At 65.6% G+C, this 12,420-nt stretch carries 11 protein-coding genes and 1 pseudogene; 10 read left to right on the forward strand and 2 right to left on the reverse strand.

The genetic code is table 11. The features are described 5' to 3' along the window. Positions 1 to 3: 3 nt before the first annotated feature. The 9 genes and pseudogenes from trpB to AU193_RS19380 all read left to right on the forward strand — a co-directional run bounded on the left by trpB (position 4) and on the right by AU193_RS19380 (position 10,077). Entirely contained in the window at positions 4 to 1,263 is a 1,260-nt protein-coding gene (gene trpB, locus AU193_RS19345; protein WP_064423985.1) for a tryptophan synthase subunit beta, read from the forward strand. Then, on the forward strand, positions 1,260 to 2,048 hold the full coding sequence (gene trpA, locus AU193_RS19350) for a tryptophan synthase subunit alpha (protein ID WP_064423986.1): 789 nt from the start codon (positions 1,260 to 1,262) through the stop codon (positions 2,046 to 2,048). The genes trpB and trpA overlap by 4 nt, the downstream gene beginning before the upstream one ends. Continuing rightward, the gene (gene lgt / locus AU193_RS22960; RefSeq protein ID WP_082683058.1) at positions 2,045 to 4,615 is read left to right on the forward strand and encodes a prolipoprotein diacylglyceryl transferase; all 2,571 of its coding nucleotides are present in this window, start codon (positions 2,045 to 2,047) and stop codon (positions 4,613 to 4,615) included. Before trpA ends, lgt begins: the two co-directional genes overlap by 4 nt. A 75-nt stretch (positions 4,616 to 4,690) precedes the next feature. Next, on the forward strand, positions 4,691 to 6,124 hold the full coding sequence (locus AU193_RS19360) for an HNH endonuclease signature motif containing protein (RefSeq protein ID WP_064424064.1): 1,434 nt from the start codon (positions 4,691 to 4,693) through the stop codon (positions 6,122 to 6,124). Positions 6,125 to 6,325: 201 nt separating this feature from the next. Next, a complete protein-coding gene (locus AU193_RS19365) occupies positions 6,326 to 6,736 on the forward strand; it encodes an NINE protein (RefSeq protein ID WP_064424065.1) in 411 nt (136 codons plus the stop codon). Next, complete coding sequence (locus AU193_RS19370; protein ID WP_064423987.1) at positions 6,726 to 7,136, forward strand: DUF2752 domain-containing protein; 411 nt, start codon at positions 6,726 to 6,728, stop codon at positions 7,134 to 7,136. Before AU193_RS19365 ends, AU193_RS19370 begins: the two co-directional genes overlap by 11 nt. A 72-nt stretch (positions 7,137 to 7,208) precedes the next feature. Then, positions 7,209 to 7,744: pseudogene (gltD, locus tag AU193_RS23680) on the forward strand (glutamate synthase); the annotation flags it as partial. Positions 7,745 to 7,801: 57 nt separating this feature from the next. Beyond that, positions 7,802 to 9,220: a pyruvate kinase gene (gene pyk, locus AU193_RS19375; RefSeq protein WP_064423988.1), complete on the forward strand. Its 1,419-nt coding sequence runs from the start codon at positions 7,802 to 7,804 to the stop codon at positions 9,218 to 9,220. Beyond that, complete coding sequence (locus AU193_RS19380; protein ID WP_064423989.1) at positions 9,217 to 10,077, forward strand: acyl-CoA thioesterase II; 861 nt, start codon at positions 9,217 to 9,219, stop codon at positions 10,075 to 10,077. The genes pyk and AU193_RS19380 overlap by 4 nt, the downstream gene beginning before the upstream one ends. On the opposite strand, the gene AU193_RS19385 is transcribed toward AU193_RS19380, so the two are convergent. Beyond that, positions 10,078 to 10,617 (reverse strand): DUF4190 domain-containing protein, encoded by a 540-nt coding sequence (locus tag AU193_RS19385; RefSeq protein ID WP_064423990.1) that lies wholly within the window; start codon positions 10,615 to 10,617, stop codon positions 10,078 to 10,080. An 89-nt stretch (positions 10,618 to 10,706) separates the two neighbouring features. Beyond that, positions 10,707 to 11,309: an HdeD family acid-resistance protein gene (locus tag AU193_RS19390; RefSeq protein ID WP_064423991.1), complete on the reverse strand. Its 603-nt coding sequence runs from the start codon at positions 11,307 to 11,309 to the stop codon at positions 10,707 to 10,709. 178 nt (positions 11,310 to 11,487) lie between these two features. On the opposite strand from AU193_RS19390, the gene AU193_RS19395 reads away from it, so the two are divergent. Beyond that, on the forward strand, positions 11,488 to 12,411 hold the full coding sequence (locus AU193_RS19395) for an ABC transporter substrate-binding protein (RefSeq protein ID WP_064424066.1): 924 nt from the start codon (positions 11,488 to 11,490) through the stop codon (positions 12,409 to 12,411). The last annotated feature ends 9 nt before the right edge of the window (positions 12,412 to 12,420 follow it).

Raw genomic sequence — 12,420 nt, forward strand, 5'->3', positions numbered from 1 at the left:
GAAGTGGCCGATCTCGCCGGGCCTGAGCTGCCCCGTTCCAGCGCAGCTGTAGCCGAACCCACCGCCCACGACCCGGACGGACGTGGCCACTTCGGCGTCTACGGCGGGAGATTCGTCGCCGAGGCGCTGATGGCTGTCATCGAGGAGGTCACCGCCGCCTACGAGAAGGCGCGCGGGGATCAGACCTTTCTCGACGAGTTGGATCGGCTACAGCGGCACTACAGTGGACGGCCTTCACCGTTGTACGAAGCCGAACGGTTGTCCGAGCATGCGGGCGGTGCGCGGGTCTTTCTGAAGCGAGAAGACCTCAACCACACCGGATCCCACAAGATCAACAACGTCCTCGGCCAGGCCTTGTTGGCCAGGCAGATGGGCAAAACCCGCGTGATCGCCGAGACCGGCGCGGGGCAGCACGGTGTGGCGACCGCGACGGCGTGCGCGCTGCTCGGCCTGGAGTGCGTCATCTACATGGGTGCCGTCGACACGGCGCGCCAGGCCCTCAACGTGGCGCGCATGCGCCTCCTGGGAGCGACGGTGGTGTCGGTCGAGGCGGGCTCGAAGACATTGAAGGACGCGATAAACGAAGCCTTTCGCGACTGGGTCACCAACGCCGACAACACGTATTACTGCTTCGGCACGGCCGCCGGTCCGCACCCGTTTCCCACAATGGTGCGCGACTTCCAGCGGGTGATCGGGCTCGAGGCACGCGCACAGATTCAGGACCAGGCCGGCCGGCTGCCCGATGCGGTGACGGCCTGTGTCGGCGGCGGGTCGAACGCGATAGGGATCTTCCACGCGTTCATCGACGACCCCAATGTGCGGCTGGTGGGTTACGAGGCCGCCGGTGACGGCGTCGAAACCGGTCGTCATGCAGCGACTTTCACCGGTGGATCGCCCGGCGCGTTCCAGGGCTCGTTCTCGTACCTGTTGCAGGACGAGGACGGTCAGACCATCGAATCACACTCTATTTCAGCGGGTTTGGATTATCCGGGCGTCGGGCCTGAGCACGCGTTCCTCAAGGACACCGGCCGCGCAGAGTATCGGCCGATCACCGACACCGAGGCGATGGACGCGTTCTCGTTGCTCTGTCGCACGGAGGGGATCATTCCGGCGATCGAGTCCGCGCACGGTCTGGCGGGTGCTTTGCAGCTGGGCCGGGAACTCGGGCCGGGGGCGATCGTGCTGGTGAACCTGTCCGGACGTGGCGACAAGGACGTCGAGACGGCGGCGAAATGGTTCGGCTTGCTGGACGGTGCGCCATGAGTCGGCTGGCACCGTTGTTCGACACCTGCCGGAGCGAGGCACGCAGCGCGCTGATCGGCTACCTGCCGACCGGATTTCCCGACGTGCCCACTTCCATCGCGGCGATGAGGGCACTGGTCGAAAATGGGTGCGACCTCGTGGAAGTCGGCGTGGCGTACTCCGATCCCGGTATGGATGGCCCGACGATCGCGGCCGCGACCGAAGCAGCGCTGCGTGGGGGGGTACGAGTGCGGGACTCATTGGCCGCCGTCGAGGCGATCACCAATGCCGGCGGCAGGGCCGTGGTGATGACGTACTGGAACCTCGTGTTGCGGTGGGGAATTGACGCATTCGCTCGGGATTTGGCGTCGGCCGGTGGGCTCGGGATGATCACTCCCGATCTGATTCCTGACGAGGCCGACGAGTGGATCGCGGCCTCGGAGACCTACGATCTGGACCGCATCTTCCTGGTGGCGCCATCGTCGACACCGAAACGACTGACGATGACGGTGCAGGCATCACGCGGATTCGTCTACGCCGCATCGACGATGGGCGTGACCGGTGCGCGCGACGAAGTGTCGACGGCCGCCCCTGAACTGGTGCGCCGGGTGAAAGCCGTCTCGGATATCCCCGTCGGCGTCGGCCTCGGGGTCCGGTCGGGAGAGCAGGCAGCCGAGATCGGCGCCTACGCCGACGGAGTCATCGTAGGATCGGCGTTGGTGTCGGCGTTGCAGAGTGGCGTCGACGCGGTGGGAACGTTGACAGCCGAGCTCGCTGACGGTGTCAGGCGAAGGGTTACTGCGTGACGACGACTGTCTTGGCCGCCATCCCCAGCCCGGCTCAGGGGGTCTGGCACCTCGGTCCCGTGCCGATCCGGGCATACGCGGTGTGCATCATCGTCGGCATCGTGGTGGCGCTGATCATCGGTGACCGGCGCTGGGAAGCACGCGGGGGAGAACGCGGGGTCATCTACGACATCGCCTTGTGGGCCGTGCCGTTCGGTTTGATCGGCGGCCGGCTCTACCATGTAGCGACCGACTGGTGGCGGTACTTCGGGGACAACGGTGCCGGGCTGGCCGGCGTGTTCCGGATCTGGGACGGTGGCCTCGGTATCTGGGGAGCTGTCGCCTTCGGCGCTGTCGGCGCGTGGATCGCCTGCCGACGCAGAGGCATTCCGCTGCCTGCGTTCGGCGATGCGATAGCGCCGGGAATCATTCTGGCGCAAGGGATCGGCCGCATTGGCAATTACTTCAACCAGGAGCTGTGGGGCGCCGATACGACGCTGCCCTGGGCGCTGAAGATCTACGAGCGCCGAGACTCGGCCGGCATGATCGACAATCTCAACGGCGTGTCGACCGGTGAAGTCGTTCACCTCGTCCATCCCACATTTCTCTACGAACTGCTGTGGAACCTGCTGGTTTTCGCGGTTCTGATCTACGTCGACAGGCGCTTCCAATTCGGCCACGGCCGCTTGTTCGCGTTGTATGTCGCGAGCTACTGCGTGGGCCGGTTCTGGATCGAGCTGCTGAGGGCCGACGATGCGACTCTCATTGAAGGTGTGCGGATCAACTCCTTCACGGCGACGTTCGTGTTCATCGGCGCAGTCGTGTACATCATGGCCGCGCCGAAGGGCCGGGAGGACCCGGCGACTCTGAAGGGCGCGTCCGAGCCGGAACGGATGACCGTCGAGGAGCTGACCGAGGAACTGGCTGCGGTGGCCTCGACGACAGGGGTGGTCGCAGCGGCCAAGGCTGCGGGCGCCGACGAAGACGAGCCGTCGGACGCAACCTCGCAAGCGGTGAAGGCCGAGTCGCTCACGGCAGACGTACCGGAGGGCGAGGATATCTCGGCCGAGGAGCTCGGCGCAGACGTGGCCGGTGTGCCGGCCGACGACCTGGAAGATGCCGAGGCGTTCGCAGCTGAGGGCGATGAGGAGTCGGCGAAGGAGGCGGAACCCGAGATCGAAGCGGTCGCTGAATCCGAAGCCCTCGCCGAAGAGGTGGACAAGGCGCCTGCCGAGGAGATCGCCAAGGCAGAGGAGTTCGCCGAAGCCGGTGAGGCCGCCGATGCGGGCGGTGTAGGTGCTGTCGAAGGTGAGGAGGCCAGCGACGCACTGGTCGATGCCGCTGCCGCGCATGAATCCGCGGTCGAAGGTGAGGCGGCAGCCAAGGAGTTGGCCGACGAGGCAGCAGCTGTCACCCCACCCATGAAGGGACGGCGTCGGCTGCGGTTCTGGCGGAAGCGCGGGCGGAAGGACGTCGTCGACGAGCCGGTGGCCGCTCGAGCTGCGGGCGTAAGCAGCGCGGCGGTAGGCGAGGCTACGACCGAAGATGCGGAGGCGGTCGCTGAGGCCGAGGCGTTGGCTGAGGATGTCGCCGAGGCGCCGGCGGAGGATGCCGGAGCCGATGAGGCGACTGATGCCGGTGAAGCCGCCACAGTCGGCGGTGCGGTCGAGGGTGAGACCTCAGCGGAAGAATTGGCCGACGAGTCCGAAGCTGAAGCAGGCGAAGCCGAAACCGAGGAGCTGGAGGAGGATGCCGGAGCCGATGAGGCGACTGATGCCGGTGAAGCCGCCACAGTCGGCGGTGAAGGTGCGGTCGAGGGTGAGACCTCAGCGGAAGAGCTGGCCGACGAGTCCGAAGCTGAAGCCGACCAAGCCGAAACCGAGGAGCCGGAGCAGGATGCCGGAGCCGATGAGGCGACTGACGCCGGTGAAGCCGCCACAGTCGGTGGCGTAGGTGCGGTCGAGGGCGAGGAGGCCGGCGACGCCCTCGTTGCGGGCGCCGAGGCACACGAGGCCGCGGTCGAGGGCGAAGCTGCGGCCGAGGAGCTGGCCGTCGAGGCCGAAGCTGAAGCAGGCGAAGCCGACGAAGCCGAAACCGAGGAGCCGGAGCAGGATGCCGGAGCCGATGAGGCGTCTGATGCCGGTGAAGCCGCCACAGTCGGCGGCGTAGGTGCGGTCGAGGCCGAGGCTGAAGCAGGCGAAGCCGACGAAACCGAAACCGAGGAGCCGGCGGAGGATGCCGAAGCCAATGAGGCGCCTGGTGCCGGTGAGCCCGCCGATGCCGCCGAGAGTGAGGCGGTCGCCGAGGAGCTGGCGGAAGCGGCCGAGGCCCTGGCCGAGGAGTCAACCGACGCGACTTCGGAGGGTGCCGAAGCTGAAGGCGATTACACGGAGGGCGAAGAGGCGTCCGAGGCAGGCGAACCCGCCACAGTCGCCGAAGGCGAGTCAACAGCCGAGGAGCTAGCCGACGACACGGAGGGCGAAGCCAAGGAGTCGACCGAGGCTGCAGCCGATGAGGTCGCAGACATAGCGGAGGATTCGGACGGCGGTCGAGTGCGCAAATGGCTGCGCCGCCGTCGGAAGCGCTAGACACTTCTCGGGGTTCTCCACAGCCGACGTTCGAATGGTGTTGTCGTGTCAGAGTGTTCGAGTATCGTCGAACTCATGTTCGAGGATGCTTCCAGCGGCGATCTACTCACCCTCATGGGTGAAGAGGCACGCGAAGAGGCGGCGGCGATGGGGCGCAGGCTGGCACTCGTGGCCGAACTCTATGCGCGGCGGGAGAGGGAGCATGAGGAAGCGAGGATGTTCTTCACCGACGTCGCTGTCGTCGTGGCGGCCGAGATATCACCGGTGCAAAACATCAGCCATGCCCGGGCACTCGGTCAAGTCCATGTTGCAAAGGATCTGCGCGAGCGGCTTCCCCGGGTAGCAGAAGTCTTTCGGCGCGGGTGGATCGATTACCGGGTCGTGGCCGCCATCATGTCCCGTACGCGGAACGTCGAACCGGACATCATGCCCGCGCTCGACGAAGCTCTGACCGCGAAGGCCGAGAAGTGGATGAAGCTCTCCGGTCCCAAACTGATTGACCGCGTGGACATGTTCGTGACGCGCTTCGACCCTGAGGCGGTGCGGGTACCACGCCGATCCGAGGGCAATCGCCACATCGAGTTCGCGCCGGGCGACCCCGGAATGGCGTGGCTTACAGGCAATTTGCGCGCCGAAGACGGTGCTGCGCTGGACGCCAGGCTCGACGCTTTGGCCGCCACCGTGTGCGAAAATGACCCTCGAACCAACGCTCAGCGCCGCGCTGACGCTTGTGGACCGCTGTCTCGCCTGGAAGCAACATTGCGGTGCGAATGTGGGCTTGACGACTGCCCAGCGGCCGCCGAGCGCGCGGCCGTCACGACGGCGGTCATCCATGTGCTGGCCGAACAGGCCACTCTCGACGGAACCAGCAACAAGCCCGGATACCTGAAGGGGTTCGGGGTGCTGCCCGCCGAGTCGGTTCGTAACGTGGCCAAGACCGCGCAAACGAAGCCGTTGCCCGTGCCGACCCCGGATGCCAAGGGGGACAACAGCTACCGGCCCAGCGTCGCGGTGCGCGAGTTCCTCCAGTGGCGGGATCTGACGTGCCGATGGCCGGGCTGCGACAAACCGGTGCAACACTGCGATGTCGACCACACCACCCCTTGGCCTCATGGGCCGACGCATCCGTCGAATACCAAGCACTACTGCCGGACTCACCATCTGCTCAAGACGTTCTTCCGCGGGCCCGGCGGCTGGACTGATCGACAACTTCCCGACGGCACAATCGAGTTGATCGCGCCCACCGGACACGTGTGGCGCACCGAACCTCATGGCGCAAGCATGTTTCCAGCGCTCGGACAGTCGACGGGCGAGCTCGATGTTCCCGCGGATATCTCCGACGACACCCCCGAGCGAACCATGGTGATGCCCCGTCGCAAACAGACGCGCGAGGACGACCTCCGCGACCGGATCAAGGCCGAACGGCGTGAGCGCGCAGAATTGATCGCCGAAGAAGAGCGGCAACGGCAAGCCTGGCTGGCCGCCAATTACCAGCCTCCGCCCTTCTGACACGCCGGCTCTCAGAAGCCGCGAAACTGTTTCGCCAGTTCAGCGAATCCTCATGAGCGACAATTCGTAAGCGATGTCGGCTACTACAGCGGGAATATCGCTGCTTCCGGAAGCGCCCGAGTAAACCGGGGTCACGCCTGGGGCAAACGCGCCACGCATTTCTTGGTGAACACATCGCACCTGTCTGGCATGCTGGTGGGCATGACGGAGCCGCAGTTCGGTGGCAGTGAGCACGGCAGCACGCCCCCGCAAGAGCCGAATTACCAGCCGCAATATCCGCCCCCGCCTGGCGAGTACGGTCCGCCACCGGGCGGCTATCCGGCGGCATACGGCGATCCCATGGCTCCCTACGGCCGTCACCCCATCACGGGCGAGCCTTATTCCGACAAGTCCAAACTCGTCGCGGGCCTGCTACAGCTGCTCGGCCTTTTCGGCCTGGTCGGCATCGGACGCATCTACCTCGGTTACACCGGGCTCGGGATCGCACAGCTGGTCGTCGGCCTGATCACGTGCGGTATCGGCGCCATCATCTGGGGCATCATCGACGCGATCCTGCTGCTCACCGACAAGGTCCGCGATCCTCAGGGGCGCCCGCTGCGCGATGGCACCTAGCGTCGACACCAGCCGCAGACGGCTGTACGGCGCCCTCGGTACCGGCGCCGTACTCGCTGGCGCGCTGGCCTACATCGGCATTGCCGACCCACACCGCCAGAGTTTCGTCTTCCCTGCCTGCCCGTTCAAAGCGCTCACGGGCCTGAACTGTCCCGCTTGCGGTGGTCTGCGGATGACGCACGACCTGCTGCACGGCGATCTCGCCGCCGCGGTGGTGGACAACGTCTATCTGCTTGCGGGGCTACCCCTCCTGCTGACCTGGCTCCTGGTCCGATGGCGTCAGCACAAACCGTTGATGAACACCCCGATCATCGTGCTGATCGTGGTCTCAGCCCTGAGCTGGACAGTGGTGCGCAATCTCCCCGGATTCCCCCTGGTCCCCACGGTTGCCGACGGATAAGCCCAGAGTCGCGCTGATACATTCGGCTGCGGGCCGGTGCCGTCCCCGACATGAAATTCCTGGACTACGAAGGCCAGCGACCGTCTATACGCGACCGACGACTTTCCCGAATTCACCGGCCGGTTGTGCCCGGCACCGTGCGAGGCGGCGTGGCTCTCCGGCGCAGTGCAACCGCAACCCCCGCCGATCGACTCCGGTAAGCACACCGCGATCGCCGACTCCCGGTCGATCGGAACAGCTGCGGCACAACAGATTACATACGCGGCTATGAGACCACCGTCTACGAGCGTAAAGGCCGCATCGGTGGACTGGATACCGGAATACGAACTGGAGAAGTCGACGCAAGATCGACGGCTTCCCAGATGCGCACGGAGGGAACGCGATTCGTCACCGACGGAAGTTCGGGTCGGCGCCCTGCTGACGAGGTCGGCAAACCCAGCGCGATCAACGCGAAGGGCAAGCACGTCGTGATCAACTGGCGGTGACACCGGCGCCGACTGCCTGGGCGCCACACGTCGGCAGGGCGCGCTGTCGGTGACCCAGCTCGATAACAACCCCGAACCGCCCGAGACCCGCGACCGATCGCGCACACCTGGCCGACCTGGCCGCCGAGGCGCTCTTCCGATGGCCGTCGTCTGAATCGATAACGACTATGCTCGAGTGTCGTGAATAGACGCGGAAAGATCGTCTGCACCCTCGGTCCGGCGACCGCGACCGATGACTCCGTCCGCGCGCTGGTCGCCGCGGGAATGGACGTCGCACGTCTCAACTTCAGCCACGGCGATTATCCCGATCACGAGGCCACCTACAAGCGTGTCCGGTCCGCGTCGGACGCCACCGGCCGCGCGGTGGGCATCCTCGCCGACCTGCAGGGACCCAAGATCCGGCTCGGCCGGTTCAAAGACGGGCCGACCTTCTGGGCTAACGGCGAGACGGTTCGCATCACCGTGGACGACGTCGAGGGAACGTCGGATCGCGTGTCGACCACCTACAAGCGACTGGCTGAGGACGCCAATCCCGGTGACCGGGTCCTCGTCGACGACGGCAACGTCGGTCTCATCGTCGAGAGCATCGAGGGCAACGACGTCGTCTGCACCGTCACCGAGGGCGGTCCGGTCAGCAACAACAAGGGCATGTCGCTACCGGGGATGAACGTGTCCGCGCCGGCGCTGTCCGAGAAGGACATCGACGACCTCGAGTTCGCCCTGCGCCTCGGCGTCGACTTCGTGGCGCTGTCGTTCGTCCGCTCACCGGCCGACATCGAGCTCGTGCACGACGTGATGGACCGGACCGGTCGCCGAGTGCCCGTCATCGCCAAACTCGAGAAACCCGAAGCCATCGACAATCTCGAGGCCATCGTACTGGCGTTCGACGCGATCATGGTCGCCCGCGGTGACCTCGGCGTGGAACTGCCGCTGGAAGAAGTTCCGCTGGTGCAGAAGCGCGCGATCCAAATGGCAAGGGAGAACGCGAAACCCGTCATCGTCGCGACCCAGATGCTGGAGTCGATGATCGAGAACTCGCGGCCCACCCGAGCCGAGGCGTCCGACGTCGCCAACGCGATCCTCGACGGCACCGACGCAGTGATGCTCTCCGGTGAGACGTCGGTCGGTAAGTACCCCCTCGAGACGGTCAAGACGATGGCGCGCATCATCCATGCGGTCGAGGAGAACTCCGTGGCCGCACCGCCGCTCACGCATGTGCCCCGGACGAAGCGCGGAGTGATCTCCTATGCCGCCCGTGACATCGGCGAGCGCCTCGATGCGAAGGCGCTCGTGGCTTACACGCAGTCGGGTGACACGGTGCGCAGGCTCGCGCGGCTGCATACGCCGCTGCCGCTGCTGGCGTTCACATCGCTGCCGGAGGTGCGCAGCCAGCTCGCGTTGAGTTGGGGCACCGAGACGTTCATCGTGCCGCATATCCAGACCACCGACGGAATGATCCGCCAGGTCGACAAATCGCTGCTCGAACTCGGTCGTTACAAGCGAGGCGACCTGGTGGTCGTCATCGCCGGTATTCCGCCGGGCACAGTCGGCTCCACCAATCTGATCCACGTGCATCGGATCGGCGAGGACGACGTGTGACAGCGGACTTCGACGAGCTGCTCGAGATACTCCACCTCCGCCAGATCGCCGATGACCTCTACGTCGGCTCGCACCCCAGCAAGAACCCCGTGCGGACCTTCGGTGGCCAGATGATGGCCCAGTCGTTCGTGGCGGCCGGTCGCAGCTTGAAGCACCCGACGCCGCCGAGTGCGTTGTCGGCCCACTTCGTCGCGGGCGGTGATCCACAGAAGGATCTCGAGTTCCACGTGGTCCGGCTTCGTGACGAACGCCGGTTCGCCAACCGGCGCATCGACGTCATGCAGGACGATCAGCTGCTGACCACGGCCATGGTGTCCTTTCTGGCCGGCGGTCGCAGCCTGGAGCACAGCATTGCGCCACCGGACCTGCCCGACCCGGAGTCGGTGCCGCCGGTGGACGAACTGCTGCGCGGCTACGAGGAAGTCGTCCCGCATTTCGTCAACGCGTTGCGGCCCATCGACTGGCGCTACACCAACGATCCGAGTTGGGTGATGCGCGACAAGGGCGAGAAGCTGGCGCACAACCGGGTGTGGATGAAAGCGCTCGGTCAGATGCCCGAAGACCCGGTACTGCACGCCGCCGCGCTCGTCTACTCGTCGGACACCACCGTGCTCGACTCGATCATCACAACGCACGGGCTGTCATGGGGTTACGACCGGATCTTCGCGGTCACCACCAATCATTCCGTGTGGTTCCACCGGCCCGTTCATTTCGACCAATGGCTGCTCTACTCGACCGCCTCTCCCGTGGCGGCCGACTCTCGCGGCCTGGGAACCGGCCACTTCTTCGATCGCTCCGGTCAGCCGGTCGCCACTGTAGTGCAGGAGGGGATCGTCAAGTACTTCCCGCCCCGCTGATCAGGGCGTGGGGGTGAGCGTCACGTCGAACTGGTCCTCGACACGGTTCTGGAACTCGTCGGCGCACTGCTGCACCGCTTCCTGGTCGTTGCCCGCGCGCGATACGCAGTCGATGTAGTCGCTGCCGCCGACCTCGTTGAAACCCCAGACGGCCAGCCAGATGACGACGATGGCTTCGATGATGCTCAGGAATCCGAGCACGATGCCTGCCACGGCGACACCGCCGTTGGTGGCCTCGCCGCGCTTGGCCCTGCCCCAGCCGATGAAGCCGAGAATCACGGCGACGACGCCGAGCACGACGCCGCCGAAGACGGACAGCAGCGCGATGATCGCGACGACCAGGGCCGCGATGCCGATGCCGTTCTTCGGGGCGCTCGCCGGCGGTGGATAGGCGTAACCCTGCGACGGAGGCGGCGGATAGCCACCCGGATAGGCCCCATACTGCGGCTGCGACGGTGGCGGCGGTGGCGGCGACTGCGCCGGTGGCGGTGTCTGAGATGGCGTTTGCGGTGGCGTCTCGGGCTTTTCCGGCTCGCTCATGCCGAGGAGGTTACTCCGCGACCAGCGAGAATGCCGGTAGGACACTCGAGATGCTCGGGCAGATGATGCATTGCCACGGCGACCGTGCGTTAGCTCACCGGTTCCTCAGCCGTAGGTGAGGCGGCCGATCCGGCGGTGCCGCGGTCCTTGGAGGCCTTGCGAATACCGAATGCGGACACGATCTCGAAGATGCCGATCACGACCAGCGAGATTCCGGCCACGACGGTCAGAATCGCGAGGGACTCGAACGGCAGCGCGAGCATGACCACGCCCGCGATGAGGCTGATCACGCCGACGAAGATCGCCCACACACGGCCGGGAAGCGTCGGGTCGCTGATCGCCGAGACCGCCGTCGCCACGCCGCGGAAGATGAAGCCGATGCCGATCCAGATCGCCAGCAGCAGGATCGACTCCTGCAAGCTGCGGAAGCACAGCACGGCAAGGATCAGCGCCGCGGCGCCGGAGATGAACAGCAAGACCCGACCGCCGGCGGAGACGTGCAAGCTGAACGCGAAGATCACCTGGGCGATACCGGCGATCAAGAGGTAGGCCCCGAAGAATATCGCCGCGATGACGATTGTCGGGCCCGGCCACAGCCAGATGAGAACGCCGAGGATCAACGCGAGAAGTCCGGAGACCAAGGTTGTTTTCCACAGATGCCGCAGCAGGTTGGGCGGCGCGGTGTTAGTCATGGGCGCAGTGTGGCATAGCAAGACAGAAGTGATCGTCGCATTTCGATATCGATTCGACCTTCAGTCGTGAGGGCGTGTATGCGCGCGATTGGTTCCCCTGCCGCAGCGTGGCGTCTCCACTACTGTTCCGTTACCGGTGCTGCGCACCGATTCCACGACGCAGAAAGCAGGGGCATCCGTGTCTGAGTGTCACAACCGTCGAGGTAGATTCTGGCGCTTCGCAGTCGTATTCGTCGCGGCCGGTGCGCTGGCGATCTCCGGCTGCGCCAGCGGCGAGGGAGGTGGCGGCGGTGGCGATTCCACCAGCGCACCCCCTTCGGTGTCGGCGGCGAAGGTCGACGAGATCGCCAATACCGTTCCGGAGGCCATCAAGTCGTCCGGAAAGCTGATCGTCGGGGTCAACATTCCGTACGCTCCCAACGAATTCAAGGATCCAGACGGCGAGATCGTCGGCTTCGACGTCGACCTGATGAATGCGATCGCGGCCACGCTCGGGCTGACGCCTGAATACCGGGAGTCGGACTTCGCGAAGATCATCCCGTCGATCCAGGGCGGCACATACGACGTCGGGATGTCGTCGTTCACCGACACCAAAGAACGTGAGAAATCGGTCGATTTCGTCACTTACTTCAACGCAGGCACTCTGTGGGCGCAGCGGCCAGGCTCACCGATCGACCCGAACAACGCCTGCGGCAAGAAGGTCGCGGTGCAGGCGACCACCACCCAAGAGGCGGAAGAACTTCCGGCGAAGAGCAGGGCATGCACCGATGCCGGCAAGCCGCCGATCGAGATCATTCCGTTCGACGGTCAGGACGCCGCCACCAACGCGGTGGTGCTCGGTCAGGTCGACGCGATGTCTGCGGACTCCCCGGTGACCTCGTACGCGATCAAGCAGAGCAACGGCAAACTCGAACCGGCCGGTGACATCTTCGACTCGGCGCCCTACGGCTGGCCCGTGCAGAAGGGCTCGGCCCTCGCGCAGTCCCTGCAGAAGGCGCTCGAGCATCTGATCGAAACCGGCACCTACCGCGAGATCGCCTCCAACTGGGGCGTCGAGAACGGAATGATCGACAAACCCGTCATCAACGGCGCGGTCTCATAGAGGACGTTT

It is taken from the genome of Mycobacterium sp. GA-1285 (assembly GCF_001499905.1).
Classification (GTDB): domain Bacteria; phylum Actinomycetota; class Actinomycetes; order Mycobacteriales; family Mycobacteriaceae; genus Mycobacterium.